General features: G+C 60.9%; 17 protein-coding genes. 8 read left to right on the top strand and 9 right to left on the bottom strand.

Features of this window, described 5'->3' with window-relative positions; genetic code table 11:
- Positions 1–37 precede the first annotated feature (37 nt).
- Complete coding sequence (locus KVG85_RS11475) at positions 38–4,831, bottom strand: RHS repeat-associated core domain-containing protein (RefSeq protein WP_217863919.1); 4,794 nt, start codon at positions 4,829–4,831, stop codon at positions 38–40.
- Positions 4,832–5,070: 239 nt separating this feature from the next.
- Between KVG85_RS11475 and KVG85_RS11470 the strand changes: the two genes are divergently transcribed.
- Positions 5,071–5,766, top strand: a complete 696-nt coding sequence (locus KVG85_RS11470; protein WP_038861408.1) for an HAD-IA family hydrolase — start codon at positions 5,071–5,073, stop codon at positions 5,764–5,766.
- Between the two features lie 61 nt (positions 5,767–5,827).
- Here the strand turns inward: KVG85_RS11470 and KVG85_RS11465 are convergent, their stop codons facing one another.
- Complete coding sequence (locus tag KVG85_RS11465; protein ID WP_217863918.1) at positions 5,828–6,574, bottom strand: 3-oxoacyl-ACP reductase family protein; 747 nt, start codon at positions 6,572–6,574, stop codon at positions 5,828–5,830.
- 125 nt (positions 6,575–6,699) lie between these two features.
- On the opposite strand from KVG85_RS11465, the gene KVG85_RS11460 reads away from it, so the two are divergent.
- Positions 6,700–7,623, top strand: coding sequence for a LysR family transcriptional regulator (locus tag KVG85_RS11460; RefSeq protein WP_122700639.1), 924 nt, complete (start codon positions 6,700–6,702; stop codon positions 7,621–7,623).
- Between the two features lie 106 nt (positions 7,624–7,729).
- Here KVG85_RS11460 and KVG85_RS11455 read toward each other — a convergent pair whose 3' ends face one another.
- The 3 genes from KVG85_RS11455 to KVG85_RS11445 all read right to left on the bottom strand — a co-directional run bounded on the left by KVG85_RS11455 (position 7,730) and on the right by KVG85_RS11445 (position 11,367).
- Positions 7,730–8,458, bottom strand: coding sequence for an aspartate/glutamate racemase family protein (locus KVG85_RS11455; protein WP_212615714.1), 729 nt, complete (start codon positions 8,456–8,458; stop codon positions 7,730–7,732).
- A gap of 55 nt (positions 8,459–8,513) precedes the next feature.
- Entirely contained in the window at positions 8,514–10,052 is a 1,539-nt protein-coding gene (locus tag KVG85_RS11450) for an NCS1 family nucleobase:cation symporter-1 (RefSeq protein ID WP_217863917.1), read from the bottom strand.
- Positions 10,053–10,626: 574 nt separating this feature from the next.
- The gene (locus KVG85_RS11445) at positions 10,627–11,367 is read right to left on the bottom strand and encodes a phosphoadenylyl-sulfate reductase (protein ID WP_122611940.1); all 741 of its coding nucleotides are present in this window, start codon (positions 11,365–11,367) and stop codon (positions 10,627–10,629) included.
- 165 nt (positions 11,368–11,532) lie between these two features.
- Here KVG85_RS11445 and thrH point away from each other — a divergent pair, with 165 nt between their 5' ends.
- Positions 11,533–12,150 carry a bifunctional phosphoserine phosphatase/homoserine phosphotransferase ThrH gene (gene thrH / locus KVG85_RS11440; RefSeq protein WP_016773816.1) on the top strand — a complete coding sequence of 206 codons (618 nt, stop codon included), beginning with the start codon at positions 11,533–11,535 and terminating at the stop codon, positions 12,148–12,150.
- A gap of 183 nt (positions 12,151–12,333) precedes the next feature.
- Here the strand turns inward: thrH and pabB are convergent, their stop codons facing one another.
- The 4 genes from pabB to rloA all read right to left on the bottom strand — a co-directional run bounded on the left by pabB (position 12,334) and on the right by rloA (position 17,044).
- Entirely contained in the window at positions 12,334–13,677 is a 1,344-nt protein-coding gene (gene pabB / locus KVG85_RS11435; protein WP_217863916.1) for an aminodeoxychorismate synthase component I, read from the bottom strand.
- A gap of 303 nt (positions 13,678–13,980) precedes the next feature.
- Positions 13,981–14,967 (bottom strand): alpha-L-glutamate ligase-like protein, encoded by a 987-nt coding sequence (locus KVG85_RS11430; RefSeq protein WP_217863915.1) that lies wholly within the window; start codon positions 14,965–14,967, stop codon positions 13,981–13,983.
- Positions 14,967–16,502 (bottom strand): osmotic stress tolerance membrane protein RloB, encoded by a 1,536-nt coding sequence (gene rloB / locus KVG85_RS11425; RefSeq protein WP_217863914.1) that lies wholly within the window; start codon positions 16,500–16,502, stop codon positions 14,967–14,969. Before rloB ends, KVG85_RS11430 begins: the two co-directional genes overlap by 1 nt.
- A 5-nt stretch (positions 16,503–16,507) precedes the next feature.
- A complete protein-coding gene (gene rloA / locus KVG85_RS11420; protein WP_039762988.1) occupies positions 16,508–17,044 on the bottom strand; it encodes a retropepsin-like aspartic peptidase RloA in 537 nt (178 codons plus the stop codon).
- A 404-nt stretch (positions 17,045–17,448) separates the two neighbouring features.
- On the opposite strand from rloA, the gene KVG85_RS11415 reads away from it, so the two are divergent.
- From KVG85_RS11415 to prpF, 5 genes are all read left to right on the top strand, one after another.
- Complete coding sequence (locus tag KVG85_RS11415; protein WP_177180867.1) at positions 17,449–18,171, top strand: GntR family transcriptional regulator; 723 nt, start codon at positions 17,449–17,451, stop codon at positions 18,169–18,171.
- On the top strand, positions 18,168–19,061 hold the full coding sequence (gene prpB / locus KVG85_RS11410) for a methylisocitrate lyase (protein ID WP_122602820.1): 894 nt from the start codon (positions 18,168–18,170) through the stop codon (positions 19,059–19,061). Before KVG85_RS11415 ends, prpB begins: the two co-directional genes overlap by 4 nt.
- 137 nt (positions 19,062–19,198) lie before the next feature.
- A complete protein-coding gene (gene prpC / locus KVG85_RS11405) occupies positions 19,199–20,326 on the top strand; it encodes a bifunctional 2-methylcitrate synthase/citrate synthase (RefSeq protein ID WP_130900793.1) in 1,128 nt (375 codons plus the stop codon).
- A 198-nt stretch (positions 20,327–20,524) separates the two neighbouring features.
- Positions 20,525–23,119: a Fe/S-dependent 2-methylisocitrate dehydratase AcnD gene (acnD, locus tag KVG85_RS11400; RefSeq protein ID WP_217863913.1), complete on the top strand. Its 2,595-nt coding sequence runs from the start codon at positions 20,525–20,527 to the stop codon at positions 23,117–23,119.
- A 52-nt stretch (positions 23,120–23,171) separates the two neighbouring features.
- On the top strand, positions 23,172–24,362 hold the full coding sequence (gene prpF, locus KVG85_RS11395; RefSeq protein WP_217863912.1) for a 2-methylaconitate cis-trans isomerase PrpF: 1,191 nt from the start codon (positions 23,172–23,174) through the stop codon (positions 24,360–24,362).
- Positions 24,363–24,464 lie beyond the last annotated feature (102 nt).

Below are 24,464 nucleotides of genomic sequence, written 5' to 3'. Positions count from 1 at the left end.
TTGAAAAGTTTGCTGCCCTCTAGCTCATTCCAATACTTCATCGGGCCCTCCTGAATGGATAATGATCACTTGTGTTTTTTACTTTGCCGTTTCGCGTGTCATCCGCAGGCCGCACATTTATGTGAGGCCCTTGGTCTCCTCGATTATTTGTATCGCCAAACTTGTGGCCAGCGGAATGATCTTGGAGTACCAATATAAATCCATCCTCTCTGGTGTATCTATATTCTCTAGTTATGATGGGCATTCCACGACTGTTCAGGATGTTATTGCCTTTCCTATCCGTCATGTTGGCATAGGTGAATTGCTTCTGCTTGCCGCTCACCTCGTCGACTTGAATGTCGGGCTGCTGTCCTTTTGGTATTCCCGCATCAAGTTTTGCCTGCCTAAATGCGCCTCGTCTAGAAACCTGCGGGGGCTCGACTTCATCAGATTTTGGGCAGCCAATCGTTTTTCGGCCTTTTGGAGGGCAATTGGACGTCAACCCCAACGGATCCACCCACCCCGTCGGATTCGGCACGTACTGGTACTGATTCAACCCGCCCGCGAGCTTCACCGGGTCCGGTGTCAGATACCGCCCCAATCTCGGGTCGTAATACCGATGGCGGTTGTAGTGCAGCCCACTTTCAACATCGAAATACTGCCCCTGAAACCGCAGCGGTTGGTCGAGGTAATCCTCGCCAGCGAGGGTGACGGCGGCGACTTTGCCGTAGGCGTCGTATTGCGCGGACCAGACGATTTCGCCGCTGTAGTCGGTGAGCTCTTGCGGGGTGCCGAGGTGGTCGAGTTGGTAGTAGAACGGGCAGGCCTTTTTCGGGCCTTTGCCGTCGAGCATCGCCAGTGGGCGGAAGGTGCCGGGTTCGTAGAGGAAGCTTCGGTATTGCGTGGCGCTGCTTTCGGCGACGAGGTGCTCGCCTTGCCAGAAAAATTCGGTGACGGCGCCGTCGACGGTTTTGCGGATGCGCCGGCCGAAGGCGTCGTAGTGATAAGTGGCGGTCTGGCCATCCGGGCGGGTCAGGCCGATCAGGCGGTGCTGGCAGTCGTAGTGGTATTCGGTGACCAGGGTCTGGCCGTGGCCTCGGCGTTCGCGGATCAGGTTGCCGAAGGCGTCGTAGTCGTAATGGCGGTCGCCCTGCATCAGCAGGCGATTGCCTTTGATCTGCGCGGGACCGGGGCGATCCTGCATCAGCAGGTTGCCGGCCGGGTCGTGGGCGAAGGATTCGGGCAGTTCGTCGCGCGAGTGACGTACGCGGATCAACCGGTCGAGGGCGTCGTAGCCGTAGGTGCGCTGGCCGTGGCGGCTGTCGGCGATGTGCTCGAGATTGCCGTTGGCGCTGTAGGCATAATCGCGGCGGTACAGCGAAGCGTGGCGATGGCCCACAGCGTGCGCGAGCAAACGGCCCTGATCGTCGTAGGAGTATTCGCTGAGCAGCAGACCTTGCTGGCGTTGCTGTTCGCGACCGGACTGGTAGACGTGACGCGTGAGGGGCGTGCCATTGAGGTCGATGGCCGACAGCGCACCGCCCTTGGCGTAGTGATAATCGAGCTTGCTGTTGTCCGGCAGACGCAGGCGTTTGAGCTGACCGCAGGCGTCATAGGCGTAGCGCAAGGTGCCCCAGCCCTGATGCTCGGTGATCAGCCGGTTCTGACGGTCATACTCGAAGGCCAGCGGATGGTTCTGCCCGTCATCAACGGCAACCAACCGACCGAGGCGGTCGTAGTCGTAGCGGATCTTGGCGCCATCGGGCAGGGTTTTGACCAGCAAACGCCCGGCCTTATCGCGCTCGTAGTGGGTGACCAGACTGGGGCCGAAATCACCAAACTCGGTCTTCTCCAGCAGGTGCCCGTTGAGGTCGTAGACGTAAGCCGTACGCCGCCCATCAAACCCGGTTTCCTGTCGGATCAATCCGGTCGGCGTGTAATCCAGGCAGTATTTTTCCCCTGACTCGTTTTCGATCTCGGTCAGCAACAGCCGCGCATGGTCGTAGCGGTACTGCACGCGGGTGCCGTCGGGGTTGATCCGCCGCGAGACCAGGTGCAAATCATCGTCATATTCATAGCGGGTGATGCGCCCCAGTTCATCGCGTTCGGCGGTGATCTGGCCGTAGGCGCCGTAGCTGTAGGCGCGCGTGCTGCCCGTAGGAGAAGTCGTCAGGATCAGTCGGCCGGCCGCGTCCCACTGCTGACGACTGACAACACCAAATTCGTCCTGGGTGGTAATCCGCCGGCCCAGCGCATCGTAGGAAAAGCGCCGCACGCCGCCATCGGGCAGGGTTTCTTCGATGAGCTGACCCAGCTCGTTCCACACCCAGCGGTGGCGGCTGCTGTCCGGATAACGCAGCGACAGCAATTGCCCGCGCAGGTTGTAGTAGTAATGGGTGACCTGGCCGTCGGGATCGACCGCTTCGGTAACGGCACCTTCAGCGTTGCGCCGATAGATCCACACCGCGTCGCCTCGGCAACGCTTGTAGAGAAAACCGTTGCGGTACTCGTAGGACGTTGGTGCATCGTCCGGCGGAATCAGCGCGATCAGCCGTCCGACTTCGTCGTAGCGATATTCGGTGACCGCACCCAACGCATCCTGCTCGGCGATCAAGCGGCCCTGCTGGTCATAGGCCTTGTGCTGCTCGCCGCCATCGGCCGCGACCTGCCGCACCAGCCGCGCACGTTCGTCGTGGACGTAGACTTCTTCGGTGCCGTCGACGTAATGCACGGTCACGCTGGCGTTGTCATCGTTCCAGACGTAACGGGTGTTCATCTGCGAGAACGAAGCCCAGTGCCTCACGCAGCGGGCGGCTTTGCCCTCACGCTGCCACTCCCAGAAGAAGCTCGCGCCGCCGGTCAACTGGCGCTGGAGGATGACGTGTTGATCGTCGTAGTCGTAGCGTTCGCTGTCGCCGACCGCGTTGGTCGCGACCAGTAGGCGTTGCCGGGCATCGAAGCTGTAGGTGGCAAGATTTTGCTCGGTGGTCCACTCGCCTTGGACGAACACCTGATAATCGACCGCCACCAGTTGCGTGCGGTCATAGCGCAACAGCAGGGCGCGGCCGGCGCCGTTGTCCAGACGCTGAATGCGGTCGGAGCGATCGCGTTGCAGGGTCAGACGATTGCCGTAGACATCGCTGATTGCCGTCAGCCGGCCGGCGCGAAAGTGATAGAAGCGCGCGTTGTCGCCGGCCAACGCCAGAATCAGTTCTTCCGGCTCATCACCGAGAAAGATCGCCGCCCGCGACAGGCTGTTGTGAATCGCCGGGCGCGCGACGTTGGGCAGGGGAAAGCGGGTGCGGCGGTTCTCGTGGTCGATCCAGATCACGCCATCGCCGTCGAAGGCCAGGCGATGGGCGAGCGTGTGGCTCCAGCCGAAACCCAGACCGATGTCGATCTCGACGGCGCTGCTGCGGTACAAGCGGGTGAACTCGAACGGCAGCACGCCGTCGAGCACCGCGTCGGTCAGGGTCAGCAGTTCTTCGCCGGTGACCATCGACACCGGGCAGCCATTGGTACAGGTTTTGGGCACGCAATCGGCGGCGTCGCCGTTGGGGTTTTTCGATTGGTCGGGGACGTCGTCGTGTGGCTCATGGCGCTCAAGGCGCGCCATGTTTTGAGATTTGTCCCGCGCGAGTGGCGCCGGATTCGGCACGCTCAACACAACTTCATCGGCTTGGCGAATGTTCAGCGGAATCGATGGAGTCGGCTTCAGCTCCACCTCGCGGGCATGAAACATTAGCGGCTTCAGCGCGCTCGCGTGCTGCTTGAGCTCCGGCGTCGAAGTCAGTTCCGCCAGGCGTAAAGCAGAAGCCGCCAGCCATTCCCGCGCCCGTGGCGACTTGATCTTCGCCAGGACCTTGCTGCTCAAACGCAGCGATACGCCGGCACCGCCCGCCACGCGCATCAACAGGAAGCTGATCAGCAACTCGGTGCGAACTTCGGCCACCACCTCGGCGAGGTATTGCGGCGGCAGCATCTTCAGCCAACTGGTGAACGCGGCCAGATGAATGAACAGCAACGGCTCGTCGCTGAGCATCAACAAAGCGTTGGCAATCGCCTCGCTGGAAGCCGCCAGCAGCGCCTCAAGTTCGACTTCGCTGAGGTATTCCAGGAGCTTCGCGCTGTGCTCCTGCAGATCGGCGAGCAGGGCGAACAGTTGTTGAATGTCATCCCATACGCCATTCAAAGCTTTTTCCAGACCGCGCCAATCGGCTCGTTGCAACTGCCCGTAACGATCAAGAAAACCGGCGCTGGAAAACTCCGTCCATTGCGGTTGGAAGCCTGTCCATTCGCTGCGCAGCCAGCCTTCAAGACCGGCAATCACGCCTTCATATGAGGCATACAGGGCGCGGACATGGTCGGTAGAAACATCGGGAAAGAAGGTGACGCGGTAGCGCTGGCTCCGCACGCAATCGGTCACCTCGAGGATCCCGCTCGGGCCGATGGTGTAGCGCAGTGGTTCGCCGAAGGTCAGCACACCGTCGACGTCGCTGAGCAGCGGTTCGAGGGTCACCGGGGTGTCGCCGATCGGCACAAAGCGCGCCGCTTCAAACAGGTGCACCAAGGTCAGCGGCCCGCTGGCCGGACACATGACCACCGATGAGCTGACAGGTGCGCGCGAGGTGATCGGCGCGCTCAGTTGTACGTCATTGCCAACCTTGAACACCTGCTCGATGTCCAGCGCGGTCCCGGTCCAGAACTGCTCGGCCCAGGCGTCGTAGTTGTTCAGGCACAGGCGGAACTCATCGATCAGCGCTTCGAAATCGGGCTGCTGGGGATTCAGGGCGGCCACAACCAGCAGTCCGATGCTGTTGTTCAGGGCCAGGAGCTGATCGGGTTGAAACATTCGCAGTCGCTCGCGCATGTGAAAAAACGGGAGCGCGGACTTTGCGGGGGATCAAAAAGGAAAGAAGTCGGGGAAGTAGGCAGTGTCTGTAGGAGTTTTCGCTAAATGCGAAAAGGCGTCGATGGCATTGCCCGTTGCTCAATGTCCATCGGCCTCGCTATGCTGCTGAACCCATTAATCAGATCCGCGTTGCGGCACGTTGCCTGTCGCCCGGGATGTCTTTGTTAACGGATCCGATGATGAATGCACCGCTGAAGACGTTCGGCCCGATCAAGGCCGTGATTTTCGATATGGACGGTTTGCTGCTCGATACCGAGGGCATTTACACCGAGGTCACCTCGCTGATTGCCGGGCGCTACGGGAAAACCTTCGACTGGAGCGTCAAACAAAACATCATTGGTCGCGGTGCCAATGACCTGGCCAACTACGTGGTGCAGGCGCTGGAGTTACCGATCACTCCGGAAGAATTTCTGCAGATCCGCGAGCCGCTGATGCGCGAGCGTTTCCCCAAGGCGCAGGCGATGCCGGGGGCCGAAGCGCTGGTGCGTCACCTCAAAGCGCACAACATCCCGATCGCGGTGGGCACCAGTTCGTCGCGCCAGTCGTTCGGGCAGAAAACCACCTTGCACCGTGAGTGGTTTGCGCTGTTCGATTTCATCGTCACGGCGGACGATCCGGAAGTCGGCGCGGCCAAACCGGCGCCGGATATTTTCCTCACCGCCGCCCGGCGTTTGGGCGTTGCGCCCAAGGATTGTCTGGTGTTCGAGGATTCGCCGTTTGGCGTCACCGCAGCGAAAGCGGCAGGCATGACCGCAATCGCCATCCCCGACGCAGCAATGGCAGACGAGAAATATGCCCACGCTGACGGCATTATCCGCTCGCTGAAAGATTTCACGCCCAGCGTATTTGGCCTGCCGATGCTGGAACTGGCTTGACCGCTTAAACACAAACGCCGTCCTTCTATAAAGAAGGGCGGCGTTTTTTTTTGCCGGTCTGTCAGGCGCCGAAACCACCGTCGATGGTCAGGCTGGCACCGGTGATGTAACCGGCTTCCGGCCCGGCCAGGTAGGCGACGAAGCTGGCGATTTCATCGGCGGTGCCGTACCGACCGACGGCCATCAGCGGGATCAGGCTGTCGGCGAATTCGCCATGGGCCGGGTTCATGTCGGTGTCGACCGGGCCAGGTTGCACGTTGTTGATGGTGATGCCGCGAGGGCCGAGATCGCGGGCAAGGCCTTTGGTCAGGCCGACCAGTGCCGATTTGCTCATCGCGTACACGCCGCCACCGCCGAAGGGCATGCGGTCGGCGTTGGTGCTGCCGATGTTGATGATCCGCGAGCCTTCGCCCATGTGTTTCGCCGCTTCCTGCGAAGCAATGAACACGCTGCGCACGTTGATGGCCAAAGTCTGATCGAAATCTTCGAGTTTGAAATCTTCCAGCGGCGCGATGGCCAGTACGCCGGCGTTGTTGACCAGAATGTCCAGCCGGCCAAACGCTTCGACGGTGGCGCTGACGGCGTGGCGAATCGCGCCGGCATCGGCGCTGTCAGCCTTGATCGCCAAGGCATTGCCGCCGTTGCCGGTGATGCTGTTCTGCAGTTCTTCGGCTTTGGCGGCGGAGCTGACGTAAGTGAAAGCGACGGCGGCGCCTTCAGCGGCCAGGCGTTTGACGATGGCTGCGCCGATGCCGCGCGAACCGCCTTGAATCAGAGCGACTTTGCCGCTGAGGTGTTGAGTGGTCATGTTCGATCTCCAAGTGTTCAAGGCGGAATGCCTTGGTGTTGGTGCCGAGTATCGGCGTGGCATCGACAACCGGGTAGACCATGATTGCTATAGTCTGTGTAAACCAAAAGTTTATAGTGGCGACCATGGAAACATTCAGCAGTATCGAATGCTTTGTGCGCAGCGCCGAAGTCGGCAGCTTTGCCGAAGCCGCGCGACGCTTGAGCCTGACCCCGGCGGCAGTGGGCAAAAGCGTGGCGAAACTGGAGGCGCGGCTTGGCGTGCGGCTGTTCCAGCGTAGTACACGCAGCCTGACCCTGACCGAAGCGGGGCAGCTGTTTTTGAGTGAAGTCAGCGCCAGCCTGACCACCATCCAGAATGCCGTGGCCAATCTGGCCAGTGCCGGAGGACAACCCGCCGGCACGCTGAAAGTCAGCATGGGCACGGTGTTCGGCCGTCTGTATATCGTGCCGCTGCTTGGTGAGTTTCTGCGGCGCTATCCGGCGATCAACCCGGACTGGCATTTCGATAACCGCCAGGTCGATCTGATCGGGCAGGGCTTCGACGCGGCGATTGGCGGCGGCTTTGAACTGCCGCAAGGCGTGGTTGCGCGCAAGCTTACGCCGGCACATCGGGTGTTGGTGGCATCTGAGGACTATCTGCAAAAACATGCGCCGATCAGCCATCCCGATGACCTCAGGCAACACGACGGCATTCTGATTCGCTCACCGCAGACCGGGCGCGTGCGCTCCTGGCAACTGACTCACCGCGATCAGCAACACAGCCCGCTGACGTTGCGGGCACGGATGACCATGAGTGATTCCGAGGCTGCCTGTGCAACGGCGATGCAAGGTTTGGGCATTGCGCTGGTGAGCATGCCCTTTGCGGTGCCGTACCTTCAGGCAGGGACGTTACAGCGGGTGCTGCCGGACTGGTTTGTCGACGACGGCAACATTTCGATCTATTACGCCGAGCATAAATTGTTGCCGGGGAAGACCCGGGCGTTTGTGGATTTCGTGATTGAACAGTTTGCTGAGCAGGGACTGGGGCGGCGGTTTAGTGCTATTTGAGTAGGGCTTGGGACCGAGTCGTTTTCATTCGCGAGCAGGCTCGCTCCCACAGGGAGACGCGGTGCAAATGTGGGAGCGAGCCTGCTCGCGAAAAAGGCAACTCGGTCTATCGAGCAAAGCGCTGCGCCCAGCCAACAATATTCTTCGGCCGTGGCGTGGCATATGTGCGCACCTTCGACGTCGACAACTTCAAGCGCACCAGCGATTCGGCAATCGTCACCGCCGCCGTCACGCCATCCACCACCGGCACGCCGGTGCGCCGGCGGATCTGCTCGTCCAGTCCGGCCATGCCGCCGCAGCCCAGGCAAATCACCTCGGCCTTGTCCTGGGTCACCGCCAGTTCGGCCTGCTGCACGATCGCTTCCAGTGCGCGCTGCGGTTCGTGTTCCAGCTCCAGAACCGCCAGACCACTGGCGCGCACCGAGGCACAGCGATCCCACAGGCCGGACAATTTCAGTCGATCCTCGATCAGCGGCACGGTGCGATCCAGCGTGGTCACCACCGAGTAGGCATGGCCGAGGAACATCGCGGTGCTGGCCGCCGCATCAGTGATATCTACCACTGGCACGTTGAGCAATTCCTGCAAGCCTTCGCGGCCATGTTCGCCGTAGCCGGCCTGGATCACCGCATCGAAGGGTTGGTCATAGGCCATCACTCGGTCCATCACGGCGATGGCGGCCAGGTAGCTTTCGAAATTGCCTTCAATCGATTCGGCGCCGAAGTACGGCGTCAGGCCGACGATTTCGGTACCGGGCGAAGCGACGGCCTGTGCCGAGCGGGCGATGGCGTCGGTGATGGATTCAGTGGTGTTGACGTTGACCACGAGAATACGCATGGAAAATCCTTATTGCGGGCAGTGGTGCGGCCCGAAAAACCGGGCCGCGAAGGGATCAGTGGCTGACGTTATCCACAGCGATGCACTCGCCGCTGACTTCGGCGTAATGCGTCTGGCGTTTGGCGATGATCAGGTAAAGCATGCCGGCGATACCGGCACCGATCAGCCAGGAGAACGGCGAAACGCTGTGGAAACCAGGTACCAGGGCCAGGACGATGGCGATCAGCGCTGCAGGAATAAACGCCGCCACCGCGCGGAAATTGATGCCGCGGCTGTAGTAATAAGCGCCGTTGGGGTCTTCGCTGTAGAGCTGCGGCACATTGATCCGGCCTTTGCGGATCAGCCAGTAGTCGACCATGATCACCCCGTAGAGCGGGCCGAGCAGGGCGCCGAGGCCCGACAGGAAATACACGATCACCAGCGGGCTGTTGTAGAGGTTCCACGGCAGGATCAGTACAGCGATGGTCGCGCTGATCAACCCGGCGCGGCGGAAGGTCAGGTACTTCGGCGCCAGGTTGCTGAGGACGAACGCCGGGGCGACGAAGTTGGCCATGATGTTCACCGCGACGGTGACGATCAGAAAAGCCAGGCAGCCGAGTACCAGGAAGAACGTGTTGGGGATCGAGGCGATGATCTCGGTCGGGCTTTCGATGATTCGCCCGTTGATCTGGAACTGCGCGCCACACAGCAACACGGTAATCGCGGCGAATACCAGAATGTTCACCGGCAAGCCCCAGAAATTTCCTACCTTGATGGTTTTGCGGCACGGCGAAGAACGGGCGAAGTCGCAGAAGTTGAGGATCAGCGTGCCGTAAATCGCCAGCCACAACGCGCCGCCGGCAAAGATGTTGCGCCACATCTCGCCACCGGTCAGCGGCTCGCGGATCGACCAGGCAATGGTCGCGTTGGCCTGGAAATACATCCACCCGGCAAGGGCAGCAACGGTCAGCAGAATCACCGGCCCGGCAAATGCCTCGTAACGACGCACCATCTCCATGCCGTAGGCGAGGATCGCCAGTTGCACCAGCCAGATGGCAACGAAGCACACCCAGCCCAGAGTCGACAAGCCGAGAATCGAGTTGTGATCGTATTCAGCGAAGCCCGGATGCACGGCAGTCAGCAAGACGCGGAAGACCACCGAGGCGAGGTACGTCTGAATACCGAACCAGGCGATGGCGATCACCGCCCTGATCAATGCAGGGATTTGCGCACCGTGGATGCCGAAACTGATCCGGCTGATCACCGGAAACGGCACCCCGGTTTTCTGCCCCATGTACCCGGACAGGTTCATGAAGAAGTACACCAGCGCCGCGCCGATCCCCAGCGACAGCAGAATCTGCCAGCCGCCCAGGCCCAACGCATACAGGCCGATGGCGAACGAGTAGTTGGCGATGTTGTGTACGTCGTTCGTCCACAGGGCGAAGATGCTGTACTGGCCCCAACGCCGGCCTTCGGCTTTGGTCGGCGCCAGATCGCTGTTGTGCAGACGCGGGCTCAGTTGCAGCGGCTCGTTCAGTCCGTCATCGGGCAACGGTTGATCGAGCGTGGCGGAGGGCAGATTCAGCGCGATGTTATTCGAAAGACTTGTACGCATTCCGGCAGGCTCCTGACGTTCACTCCCGCGATGACTGTGCATGAGCGCTCAGGCTCGACAACTCTTCGTCGCGACGGTGAAGGCATCACTGGTTACGGGGCATCTGCAGCCTGTACGGGATAGGGCGCTTCAGGCTTGCGGATCGAAAGTGTGCATGTTTCGCAGTTTTGTATACAAAACATGTATGCGATAAAGCCAGATTTGTGCCAGTTGCCAATCTATAAGCGGCAGGGCTCATTTCGAATAGTTATCAATGCGGCATAAGTGGCTGAAAAACAGGCGATATAAATTGATCGATCGGGCAGGAATTTTTTTCAGGGGAGGGAGTTTGCAGAGAGGCAAGCAGATGGGGATTCTGCTGGGGAGTGTAACTTTTCAGGGCGTCAGAACTGAAAGTGCACACATAAATGGCACCGATGGTGACAACCTTGTGTACACCTTTTATGTGCCTGGCACCTATCAATGTGGGAGCGAGCCTGCTCGCGAATGCGGTGGATCAGGCAACTGAAACGTTGACTGGAACGGCGCTTTCGCGAGCAGGCTCGCTCGCACAGGTCCTTCTATAAATGGGGGATCAAACCTTGCTTTTGCTGATGATATTCCCGGCATGCAGCCCGCATTCTTTCTGCGTGGCTTCTTCCCACCACCAGCGGCCTTCGCGCTCGTGCTGGTTCGGCAGCACCGGGCGGGTGCAGGGTTCGCAGCCGATGCTGATGAAACCGCGCTCGTGCAGGCTGTTGTAGGGCAGTTCGAGCATGCGGATGTAACCCCAGATCTCCTCGCTGGTCATCTGCGCCAACGGGTTGAACTTGTACAGGGTGCGTTCCGGTGTCGAGAACGCCGTGTCGATTTCCAGCACCGCCACAGCGCTGCGGGTGCCCGGGCTCTGGTCGCGGCGCTGGCCGGTGGCCCAGGCTTTGACGTCGGACAGCTTACGGCGCAGCGGCTCGATCTTGCGGATGCCGCAGCATTCGCCGTGGCCGTCCTTGTAGAAACTGAACAGGCCTTTTTCCTTCACGAACGGTTCGAGTTTCGTGTAGTCCGGCGAGACGATTTCGATGTCGATCTGGTAATGCTCGCGCACCTGCTCGATGAAGCGGTAGGTCTCCGGATGCAGGCGGCCGGTGTCGAGGCTGAACACTTTGACGTTCTTGTTCAGCTTCCACGCCATGTCCACCAGCACCACGTCCTCGGCGCCGCTGAAAGATATCCACAAGTCATCGCCGAACTCGGCGAAGGCGAGCTTGAGGATGTCCTGGGCGGATTTGTTGGCATAGGTCGTGGCGAGTTCCACGACGTCGAACGATGGGCTCATCAGGGCGGCTTCCTACAGGTCAATGGCGCTCGGGCGCTCTATAGGGGGCCGATGGTAACAAAAAGCTGCCGGGGCCGGGGCGTCCTCTGCGTTGCGCGCGTCTGGTGCAGACGCTAGAGTTCGGCCTCGCTTGACTCAAATAATCACTACAAACGGGAGTGTCTTGTGGAAATTGCTTGCCTGGATCTTGAAGGGGTACTGGTACCGGAAATCTGGATCGCCTTCGCCGAAAAAACCGGAATCGACTCCCTCAAGGCCACCACTCGGGACATTCCCGATTACGACGTCCTGATGAAGCAGCGCCTGCGCATACTCGATGAGCACGGCCTCAAGCTCTCGGACATTCAGGAAGTCATCGCCACGCTGAAACCGCTGGATGGCGCGGTGGAGTTCGTCAACTGGCTGCGCGAGCGTTTCCAGGTGGTGATTCTCTCGGACACTTTCTATGAATTCTCGCAGCCGTTGATGCGCCAGCTGGGCTTCCCGACTTTGCTCTGCCATCGCTTGATCACTGACGAAAGCGGTCGGGTGACGGGCTATCAACTGCGCCAGAAAGACCCGAAGCGCCAGTCGGTGCTGGCGTTCAAGAGCCTGTACTACCGGGTGATCGCGGCGGGTGATTCGTACAACGACACGACCATGCTCGGCGAGGCGGATGCGGGGATTCTGTTTCACGCGCCGGACAACGTGATTCGCGAGTTTCCGCAGTTTCCGGCGGTGCATACGTTTGAAGAGCTGAAGCAGGAATTTCTCAAGGCCTCTAATAGAGAGTTGAGTTTGTAGTCGTCTGGAAGGACGTCTTCGCGAGCAGGCTCGCTCCCACACGATGATCGTTCCCACGCTCTGCGTGGGAACGCCTCATCGGACGCTCCGCGTTCGGCTTCTGAAAGGGACGCGGAGCGTCCCGGGCTGCATTCCCACGCAGGAGCGTGGGAACGATCGGTGTGGGAGGCTGCTCGCGATGCTTCAGAGGTTCTGCAGGGTATCGAGCAGGATCCGCACTTTGGTCATCGACTCCTGATACTCCGCCTGCCAGTCCGAATCAGCGACGATCCCGCCGCCGCCCCAGCAGCACACCTGGCCATCCTTGACCAGCAGACTGCGAATGGCGATGGAGCTGTCCATCTCGCCGCGCACGTCCAGATACAGCAACGAGCCGCAATACAGACCGCGCCGGGTCGGCTCCAGCTCGTCGATGATCTGCATCGCCCGAATCTTCGGTGCGCCGGTGATCGAGCCGCCGGGGAAACTGCCAGCGATCAGGTCCAGCGCATCACGATCCGCCGCCAGTACACCGGTCACGCTGCTGACCAGGTGATGCACGTTCGGATAGCTTTCCAGACTGAACAACTCCGGCACCCGCACCGAGCCGATGCGGCAGGTGCGCCCGAGGTCGTTGCGCAGCAGGTCGACGATCATCAGGTTTTCCGCGCGGTCCTTGGGGCTGGCCAGCAGTTCGGCGGCGTTGGCAGCGTCCTCGGCTGGGGTGACGCCACGGGGGCGGGTGCCCTTGATCGGACGGGTTTCGACTTGGCGCTGGCTGACTCTGACGAAACGTTCCGGTGACAGGCTCAGCACTGCGCCGCCGTCGGGCAGGCTCTGGAACCCGGAGAACGGCGTCGGGCAGGCCTGACGCAAAGCGCAGTAAGCCAGCCACGGATCGCCCTGGCATTCCGCACGAAAGCGTTGCGCGAAGTTGACCTGATAGCAGTCGCCGGCCTGGATGTAGTCCTGAATGCGTTCGAAGGCCTGACGGTAATCGTCGGCCGAGAGATCAGCGGCCATCGGGGCGTTCAGTTTGAAGGGCGCCAGCGCGTCAACTTGAGGCTGAGTGAACAGCGCGACCAATCGCTGCCGTTCACTGTCGACAAGCGTTGGATGAAAGACCAATTGGCTGGTTTGCCCGTGGTGATCACTGATCAACGCCCAGTCGTACAGGCCAAAACGCGCATCGGGCAGTTGCAGGTCATCCAGCGCCTGACTTGGCAGGTTTTCCAGATGGCGGCCGAAGTCGTAGCTCAGATAACCGATCAATCCGCCGGCGAATGGTAATTCATACCCGGTAGGCAACTGAGCTTCGCCCAGGCGGCTGAGATGGTCACGCAGGCGCTGGAGGAAATTCGCACCGCTTTCCTCCGGCAACACCGCCAGTTGTTCCAGCGGCCAGGCGCTGAGCAAGTCATAACGGCCGCGTTCAGCGCTCGGCCGGCCGCTGTCGAGCAGCACGGCGCCGGGTGCGTTGCGAATGGCCGCGAAATAGTCGGCGGGGTTGGCGCGGTAGGGCAGTGGGTGTACGGAGCAGGTCAGCATGGGCGGGGCAGATCGGCCGTTGAGGCGGGGTGGGGATTGTAGTCCTCTGCGCTGCCAGATCAAAGTCAAAAGCCTCCCCCTCACCCCAGCCCTCTCCCCCAAGGGGGCGAGGGGGAAAGGGAGCCGATCTGCATGCTTTTCAAGATCCCAAATCCGCTCGTTATTTCGGGAAAGGGAGCCGATCTTCATGCTTTTCAAGGCCGGAGTTCGACCGGGTATTTCAGGTCGGCGCAGCTCTCGCATCCACCACGGTCAGTCCCCTCTCCCTCCGGGAGAGGGCTAGGGTGAGGGGCTTTTCAGCTTTTAGCCCTCGACCGCAGGAATATGCCCAAACATCTCCTGGGTAAACGCCACCCGCTCTTCTACCGATTCCTTAACGCCCCGCGCCTTCAGCTCTTCCAGCCGCGCTTCAACCGAGTGAGTGCGCAAGGTCAGGCCGCAATCGTTGGCGATCTGAATGTTCAGCCCCGGCCGTGCATTCAGTTCGAGAATCAACGGACCCTTTTCCTGATCGAGCACCATGTCCACACCGATATAACCCAGCCCGCACAGCTCATAGCAGCCGGCGGCGAGTTTCATGAAACCGTCCCAGTAGGGCAGTTGCACGCCATCCACCGCGTTGGTGGTGTCGGGGTGTTTGGTGATGATGTTGTTCAGCCAGGTGCCGCGCAGGGTCAATCCGGTGGCCAGATCCACACCAACGCCAATGGCGCCCTGGTGCAGGTTGGCCTTGCCGCCGGACTGGCGGGTCGGCAGACGCAACATCGCCATCACCGGGTAACCCATCAGCACGATGATGCGGATGTCCGGCACGCCTTCGTAGCTGATGCTTTTGAAGATCTGGTCCGGGGTCACGCGGTATTCGATCAGTGCGCGGTCGCGGTGGCCGCCCAGCGAGTACAGGCCGGTGAGGATGCTGGAGATGTGATGCTCCAGCTCTTCGTGGGCGAGGATCTTGCCCGACACCGTGCGATAGCGGCCTTCGAAACGGTCGGCGATGACGATGATGCCGTCGCCACCCGCGCCCTGCGCCGGTTTGATCACGAAGTCGCTGCGCCCGCCGATGATCTCGTCGAGCTTGTCGATTTCCTTCTCGGTGGAGATCACCCCGTACAGCTCCGGCACGTGGATGCCGGCGGCGATGGCGCGTTCCTTGGTGAGGATCTTGTCATCGACGATCGGGTACAGGCTGCGCTTGTTGTACTTGAGCACGTAGTCCGCGTTTCGGCGGTTGATGCCCATGATGCCGCGCGCCTCGAGGGCCTTCCAGGTCTTCCAGAAACCGAACATCAGGCGTCAGCCTTCTTCAGGAAGGCCTTGAAACGTACCAGTTCGGTCAGGCGGTAGCCGCGATAGCGACCCATCGCCAGCATGAAACCGACCAGAATCAGCAGGATCGCCGGGAAGGTAAACACGAAGTACACCAGCTCCGGCACAGTCATGATCAGGTGCGCCAGGGAGGCGGCGAACAGCGTGCCGATGGCGACTTTCAGCGCATGGTTGGCGCCGCGTTCTTCCCAGGTGATCGACAGGCGTTCGATGGTCATGGTCAAAATCACCATCGGGAACAGCGCTACCGACAAGCCACGCTCAAGCCCCAGCTTGTGGCTGAACAGACTGATCGCCGCAATCAACACCACAACGAACGTCAGCACCACCGACAGGCGCGGCAGCATTTGCAGTTTCAGATGTTCGAGATACGAGCGCAGCGACAGGCCCAGCGCGGTAATGACAGTGAACAGCAGAATGCCGAAGCCCAGTTGCGTTTCGCGGAAGGCGAGGGCGATCAGCACCGGGGTGAATGTGCCCAGCGTCTGCAGGCCGACCAGGTTGCGCAGGATCAGGATCACCAGCACGCCGATCGGGATCATCACCATGATCATGAAGGTCTGCTGGGTCTGCAGCGGCAAGCCGTACAGCGAATAATCGAGGAAGTTGGCGTCAGTGTTTTCGTCGGTCAGCTTGGCCAGACGAATCGCGTTCATCTCGCTGTTGTTCAGGCTGAAGGTCACGTTGGCTTTCTTGCCGCCGTCGACGGTGATCAGGTTTTCATCGCCGGTCCACCACAGCAGGCGGTCGGTCGGCAGGCCTTGCTCACCGGTTTCCGGATTGAAGTACAGCCAGTCGTTGCCGTTGAAGCTGCGCAGCCACAGTTCGGGTGTCTGGGGCTGATCGGCGACGAGGCGGATGGTGTGGACTTTTTCTACCGGAACGTGGGCAATCGACAGCAGCAGTTCGACGATCTTGGCTTTGTGCGAAGTCGACGGATCGCCGGCCAGCAGCAATTTGACGTTGTCGTCGTTGACATTGTTGACGCGCTTGATCGCCTCGCCAATAAAGGTTTCGACGTCGGCCGAGTGTTGGCGGATCGGCGCGAGCAGGGCTTCGGCGGCGATTTTTTCCGGGCCTTCGATGACCATGCTGTCACGGAAGGTCGGGCCTTTGATCTTGGATTTTTCCGCGGTGTAGCGCTTGGTCAGCACCAGACGGTAATACAAGGTCTGGTTGCCCTTGGCGCGGCGGGCCGACCAGGTCACCTTGCGGTTGCCGTCGATGCGGTTCACCGCGACGCCGTAGTTATTGGAGATGAAGCTTTCGTTGAGGCTGACGTAGTCGCGGCTCAACGGCGGCACGAACATCTGGATCTTCACCGGATCCTTGGTGCTGGCGACGAACTCGACCTTGGCATCGATGTTCCACAGGTCGTCGGTGGCGTCTTCGGTCACCGGGATGCCAAGCACGAAAATCTGATAGGCCGTAACCGAAACGCCCAGCAGCACCAGTACGGCGATCAGGATTTTCAGGTGGAAGGTTAGAGAACGCATGGAAATTACTCGGCGGTGTGAGCGGCGATGGTGCAGGCAGGTTTGCCGGCAGCGTATTTAAGACTGGGGTCGACCAGCGCGTCGAAGCGTTTCAGCGCCTCGGAGCCGATCAAAAGCGGGTATTGGAACGCACTTCGGTCGGTGAGGTTCACTTCGATGCTGCGCAATGCCGAACCCATGCAGATATCCAGCTCGATGACCGGGCGGGCGGTGTACTGCTTGCCTTCTTCCGGATCGTAGTCGCCGGCGCGGCGCTTGATCTTGCTGACCCGCGCCAGCGGCCGTTCGATGGGGTGTGAATGCGCGGCGTCGATGGCCAGGTAGAAACGTACCCAGGATTCACCGTTGCGTTTGAAGCGTTTGATGTCGCGGGCGCTCAGCGAGGCGGTTTTCGCCCCGGTGTCGAGTTTGGCCGCAACTTCGAGATTGATGCCGTCAAGCGAAGCGTATTCGTTGAGGCCGTACACGGTTTTTTCCCCCGCGGCGGCGAGGCCGGGCAGGCAAAACAGAGCAAAAAAGGTGGGGAAAGGCTTGAGTCTCATAAATCCTGGTGCGCAGCGTTCCGTTATCGGTTCAGGTGCCCGCGCAACCGTGCGCAAGCCCCCGCGTGTGCCTGGCAGCTTTTTATGGCAAGCCGTACTAAAGACCCGCAAATGCGGGCGGCATTCTAGCACGGTGGTTTTATGGCGCCAGCGCTTGCGCCGACCCAAAACCTGCAAGGGGTGCCACCCTTGTGGGAGCGAGCCTGCTCGCGAATGCGCTGTGTCATTCGATGCAGAAGCCGACTGACCTGCCGCCTTCGCGAGCAGGCTCGCTCCCACAGTAATAGATGATCGATTGGCAGCGGTTATTAGACGATTGTCGACAATACCTATTTATCCTTTGACTGATTCGGTCTTATTGGCTAGTTTTTGCCGCATTGGATTTAAAGGTGTCGACAATCATGCTGGATCAACTCGATCCCCCGGTCATCAGCGGTGACGATTCCGAGACGCTATCGGAAAACGTCTTCCGGCGCATTCAGGCCGCCATCGTCAAAGGCGAGATCGCCCCGGGCAGCAAGATCTCCGAGCCGGAACTGGCGCGCACCTATGGCATCAGTCGCGGGCCGTTGCGCGAGGCAATCCATCGTCTTGAGGGCCAGCGCTTGCTGGTGCGTGTGCCGCATGTCGGTGCGCGGGTGGTCTCCCTCAGCCATGCCGAATTGATCGAACTCTATGAAATCCGTGAATCCCTCGAAGGCATGGCCTGCCGCCTCGCCGCCGAGCGCATGAGCGTCGAGGAGATCGACGAACTGCGCCGGGTGCTGGAAACCCACGAGCGCGATGCGGCGTTTCAGGCCGGCGTCGGTTACTACCAGCAGGAAGGCGATTTCGACTTTCATTACCGGATCATCCAGGGTAGCGGCAATCGCACGCTGACGCAGATGCTCTGCGGCGAGCTGTATCAACTGGTGCGCATGTACCGCATCCAGTTTTCCACCACGCCGAACCGCCCGCACCAGGCCTTCGCCGAACACCACCGCATTCTCGATGCCATCGCCGACCGTGACGGCGAGCTCGCGGAACTGTTGATGCGCCGCCACATCGGCGCCTCGAAACGCAACATCGCCCGTCACTACGAGGACGGCGCCCACAACAAGACAGCCACTGAACGAGGTGATGCATGACTTCCATCCTGAACACGCCGGGCCAGCGCTTCCGCGATGCGGTCGCCAGCGAGCATCCTTTGCAAGTGGTCGGCGCGATCAACGCCAACCACGCGCTGCTGGCCAAGCGCGCCGGTTTCAAGGCGATCTACCTGTCCGGCGGCGGCGTGGCCGCAGGCTCGCTTGGTGTGCCGGATCTGGGCATCACCGGGCTGGACGACGTGCTGACCGACGTGCGCCGTATCACCGACGTTTGCGACCTGCCGCTGCTGGTGGATGTCGACACCGGTTTTGGCTCGTCGGCCTTCAACGTCGCGCGCACGGTCAAGTCGATGATCAAGTTCGGCGCGGCGGCAATTCACATTGAGGATCAGGTCGGCGCCAAGCGCTGCGGCCATCGCCCCAATAAAGAAATCGTCAGCCAGCAGGAAATGGTCGATCGCATCAAAGCCGCCGTCGATGCCCGTACCGATGACAGCTTCGTGATCATGGCGCGTACCGACGCACTGGCAGTGGAAGGTCTGGAATCGGCACTTGATCGTGCGGCGGCGTGCATCGAGGCCGGCGCTGACATGATTTTCCCTGAGGCGATTACCGAGCTGGACATGTACAAGCTGTTCGCCAACCGTGTGAAAGCACCGATCCTGGCCAACATCACCGAGTTCGGCGCAACGCCGCTGTACACCACCGAACAACTGGCCGGCGCCGATGTGTCGCTGGTGCTGTACCCGCTGTCGGCGTTCCGCGCGATGAACAAGGCGGCGGAAAATGTCTACACGGCGATCCGCCGCGACGGCACGCAACAGAATGTCATCGACACCATGCAGACTCGCATGGAGCTTTACGATCGTATCGATTACCACACGTTCGAGCAGAAGCTCGATGCGTTGTTTGCACAGAAGAAAGGCTGAACAAAACCCTGTGGGAGCGAGCCTGCTCGCGAAGACGGACTGACATCCAACATTGATGTCGACTGATCCAGCGCTTTCGCGAGCAGGCTCGCTCCCACAAGTTTCCCCATACAAATTCAAGAAGATTGGAGACAACAATGGCCGAAGCAAAAGTACTCAGTGGCGCCGGGCTCCGTGGCCAGGTTGCCGGGCAAACCGCATTGTCCACCGTGGGCCAGGCCGGTGCCGGGCTGACCTATCGCGGCTACGACGTGCGTGAACTGGCCGCCGACGCGCAATTTGAAGAAGTCGCCTATCTGCTGCTGTACGGCGAACTGCCGACCAAAGCGCAACTGGCCGACTATCAAAGCAAACTGAGCAAGCTGCGCGACCTGCCGCAAGCGCTCAAGGAAGTGCTTGAGCGCATCCCGGCTGACGCGCATCCGATGGACGTCATGCGCACCGGTTGCTCATTCCTCGGCAACATCGAACCGGAGAAAGACTTCTCCGAACAGCGCGACAAGACCGACCGTCTGCTCGCCGCGTTCCCGGCGATCATGTGCTACTGGTATCGCTTCAGCCACGACGGCAAGCGCATCGACTGCGTCAGCGACGAGCCGACCATTGGCGGCCACTTCCTGCATTTGCTGCACGGCAAGAAGCCGAGCGAACTGCACGTCAAAGTCATGAACGTGTCGCTGATCCTCTACGCCGAACACGAATTCAATGCCTCAACCTTCACCGCACGGGTTTGCGCTTCGACTTTGTCGGATCTGTACTCGTGCGTGACGGCGGCGATCGGTTCGCTGCGTGGCCCGTTGCACGGTGGCGCCAACGAAGCGGCGATGGAAATGATCGAGCGCTTCGGTTCACCGGAAGAGGCGATCAAAGGCACCCTGGGCATGCTCGAGCGCAAGGACAAGATCATGGGCTTCGGCCACGCGATCTATAAGGACAGCGACCCGCGCAACGAGGTGATCAAGGGCTGGGCGAAAAAACTCGCGGACGAGGTCGGTGACAAGGTGTTGTTCCCAGTCTCGGAAGCCATCGACAAGACCATGTGGGAGCAGAAGAAACTGTTCCCGAATGCCGACTTCTACCATGCCTCGGCGTACCACTTCATGGGTATCCCGACCAAGCTGTTCACGCCGATCTTCGTCTGCTCGCGCCTGACCGGCTGGGCCGCGCACGTGTTCGAACAACGCGCCAACAACCGCATCATCCGCCCGAGCGCCGAATACACCGGCGTCGAACAGCGCAAGTTCGTGCCAATCGAACGTCGCTGAATGGTGAGCTGACCCGGAACCAGAGAACCCCGCTAGACCCTGTGGGAGCGAGCCTGCTCGCGAAGACGGACTGACATTCAACATTGATGTCGACTGATCTACCGCTTTCGCGAGCAGGCTCGCTCCCACAGTGGACGGTGTGCAACTCAGGTGTCTGGCCTCACCCTTTGAAATCACCGTGACCCGAGTCCTGACCCGATGAACACAGAATTCCGCAAGAACCTGCCCGGCACGCCGCTGGATTACTTCGACACCCGCGCGGCGGTCGAGGCGATTGCGCCTGGCAGCTACGACACCCTGCCGTACACCTCACGCGTGCTGGCGGAAAACCTCGTGCGTCGCTGCGACCCGGCCACGCTCACCGACTCGCTCAAGCAACTGATCGAACGCAAGCGCGATCTCGATTTCCCGTGGTTCCCGGCGCGGGTGGTCTGCCATGACATCCTCGGCCAGACCGCGCTGGTCGACCTCGCTGGCCTGCGCGATGCCATCGCTTTGCAGGGCGGCGACCCGGCGCAGGTCAACCCGGTAGTGCCGACGCAATTGATCGTCGACCACTCGCTGGCCGTCGAGGCGGGCGGTTTCGATGCCCAGGCCTTCGAGAAGAACCGCGCCATCGAAGATCGCCGCAACGAAGACCGTTTCCACTTCATCAACTGGACCAAAAAGGCCTTCAAGAACGTCGATGTGATCCCGCCGGGCAACGGCATCATGCACCAGATCAACCTGGAGAAAATGTCCCCGGTGATTCAGGTGCGCGAAGGCGTGGCGTTCCCCGACACCTGCGTCGGCACCGACAGCCACACGCCGCACGTCGATGCGCTCGGTGTGATCGCGATCGGCGTTGGCGGCCTCGAAGCCGAGAGCGTGATGCTCGGCCGTGCGTCGTGGATGCGTCTGCCGGAAAGCGTTGGCGTCGAACTGACCGGCAAGCTGCAGCCGGGCATCACCGCTACCGACATGGTCCTGGCCCTGACCGAATACCTGCGCAAACAGAAAGTCGTCGGTGCCTGGCTGGAGTTCTTCGGTGAAGGTGCAGCAGCGCTGACCCTCGGCGACCGCGCCACAATTTCCAACATGGCCCCGGAATACGGCGCCACGGCGGCGATGTTCTACATCGACCAGCAGACCATCGATTACCTGAAACTGACCGGTCGTGAAGACCAGCAGGTTCAATTGGTCGAGCAATACGCCAAGTTGACTGGCCTGTGGGCTGACAGCTTGAAAGGCGCGCAATACGAGCGCGGCCTGACTTTTGATCTGTCCTCGGTGGTGCGCAACATGGCCGGCCCGAGCAACCCGCACGCCCGCGTCGCGGTGTCCGATCTGGCGGCCAAAGGCATCTCCGGCCAGTGGGATGACGTGCCGGGGCAAATGCCCAACGGCGCAGTGATCATCGCCGCCATCACCAGTTGCACCAACACCAGCAACCCGCGCAACGTCATCGCCGCTGGCCTGTTGGCGCGCAATGCCAACAAGCTCGGCCTGACGCGCAAGCCGTGGGTCAAATCCTCGCTGGCGCCCGGTTCGAAAACCGTGGCGCTGTACCTCGATGAAGCGGGGCTGACCACTGAGCTGGAGCAGCTCGGTTTCGGCGTTGTGGCGTTTGCCTGCACCACCTGCAATGGCATGTCCGGCGCCCTCGATCCGCTGATCCAGCAAGAGATCATCGACCGCGATTTGTACGCAACCGCCGTGCTTTCCGGCAACCGCAACTTCGACGGCCGCATTCACCCGTACGCCAAACAGGCATTCCTTGCTTCGCCGCCGCTGGTGGTTGCCTACGCGATCGCCGGGACCATCCGTTTCGATATCGAGAAGGATGTGCTGGGCGTGGTCGATGGTCGGGAAATTCGCCTGAAAGACATCTGGCCGAGCGACGAAGAAATCGATGCGGTGGTGAAGTCGTCGGTCAAGCCTGAGCAGTTCCGTCAGGTCTACATTCCGATGTTCGCCGTGCATGAAGACACCGGGCCGAAAGTCGCGCCGCTGTACGACTGGCGCGAGATGAGCACCTACATCCGCCGTCCGCCGTACTGGGAAGGCGCGCTGGCCGGCGCCCGTCCGCTGAAGGGCATGCGCCCGCTGGCGGTGCTGCCGGACAACATCACCACTGATCACCTGTCGCCATCGAACGCGATCATGCTCGACAGCGCCGCCGGCGAATACCTGGCGAAAATGGGCCTGCCGGAAGAGGACTTCAACTCCTACGCCACCCACCGTGGCGACCACCTGACCGCCCAGCGCGCAACGTTCGCCAACCCGAAACTGTTCAACGAAATGGTCGTGGAAAACGGCAAGGTCAAGCAGGGTTCGCTGGCGCGTGTCGAGCCGGAAGGCCAGGTCATGCGTATGTGGGAAGCCATCGAAACCTACATGCAACGCAAGCAGCCGCTGATCATCATCGCTGGCGCTGACTACGGTCAGGGTTCGTCCCGTGACTGGGCGGCGAAAGGCGTTCGCCTGGCCGGTGTCGAGGCGATTGCCGCTGAAGGTTTCGAGCGCATTCACCGCACCAACCTGGTGGGCATGGGCGTGTTGCCGCTGGAATTCAAACCCGGCACCAACCGCCACACCCTGGCCATCGATGGCAGCGAAACCTACGACGTGATCGGCGAGCGCAAGCCGCGTGCGGATCTGACGCTGGTGATTCATCGCAAGAACGGCGAGCGCGTCGAAGTGCCAGTGACGTGCCGTCTCGATACCGCTGAAGAAGTGTCGATCTACGAGGCCGGCGGCGTGTTGCAGCGCTTTGCTCAGGACTTCCTCGAAGGATCGGCGGTCGCCGTTTAAATCAACGTGTGGGCATGGGATTTCAAGTCCCATGCCTTCGGTAAGGAGCACCATGGCTCACGCACCACAAATCAGAATCGCTGCCACCTACATGCGCGGCGGCACCAGCAAAGGCGTGTTCTTCAGCCTCAAGGATCTGCCCGAAGCAGCGCAGGTTCCAGGCCCGGCGCGCGACGCTTTGTTGCTGCGAGTGATCGGCAGCCCCGATCCCTACGACAAGCAGATCGACGGCATGGGCGGTGCGACGTCGAGCACCAGCAAAACCGTGATCCTGTCGAAAAGCACCCGTGCCGATCACGACGTCGACTACCTGTTCGGTCAGGTGTCGATCGACAAGCCGTTCGTCGACTGGAGCGGCAACTGCGGCAACCTCTCGGCGGCGGTCGGTTCGTTTGCCATCAGCAACGGTCTGGTCGACGCCAGCCGCATCCCGCAAAACGGTGTCGCGGTGGTGCGCGTGTGGCAGGCCAACATCGGCAAGACCATCATCGCCCACGTGCCGATCACCGACGGCGAAGTGCAGGAAACCGGTGATTTCGAACTCGACGGCGTGACCTTTCCGGCGGCCGAAGTGCAGGTCGAATTCATGGATCCGGCGGCGGAAGAAGAGGGCGGCGGTGGCTCGATGTTCCCCACCGGCAATCTGGTCGATGAGCTGGAAGTACCGGGTGTCGGCACGTTCAAGGCGACGATGATCAACGCCGGGATCCCGACGATATTCGTCAACGCCGAAGACATCGGTTACACCGGCACCGAACTGCAAGGCGCAATCAACAGTGATCCGCAAGCGCTGCTGATGTTCGAGACCATTCGCGCTTACGGTGCGTTGCGCATGGGCCTGATCGCCAATCTGGAAGAAGCCGCCAAGCGGCAACACACGCCGAAAGTTGCGTTCGTTGCCAAGCCAGCGGATTACGTAGCGTCGAGTGGAAAAGCGATTGCCGCTGGTGACGTTGATCTGCTGGTGCGCGCGTTGTCGATGGGCAAACTGCACCACGCGATGATGGGCACGGCAGCAGTGGCGATCGGCACGGCGGCGGCGATTTCCGGGACGTTGGTCAATCTTGCTGCTGGTGGCGTTGAACGCAATGCCGTGCGCTTTGGACATCCGTCCGGTACGTTGCGCGTGGGCGCCGAGGCGACGCTGGAGAATGGCGAATGGGTGGTGAAGAAAGCCATCATGAGCCGCAGTGCGCGGGTGCTAATGGAAGGCTATGTCCGCGTGCCCGGCGATTGCTTTTAAGCAACAGCAATATTCTTGTGGGAGCGAGCCTGCTCGCGAAAGCGATGCATCAGACATGCAAATGTTGACTGACGCTCAGCCTTCGTGAGCAGGCTCGCTCCC

Origin of the sequence: Pseudomonas triticicola, from assembly GCF_019145375.1 — a bacterium.
In the GTDB taxonomy this organism is placed as follows: Bacteria; Pseudomonadota; Gammaproteobacteria; order Pseudomonadales; family Pseudomonadaceae; genus Aquipseudomonas; species Aquipseudomonas triticicola.
This window is presented reverse-complemented; position numbering and strand designations above follow the sequence as displayed.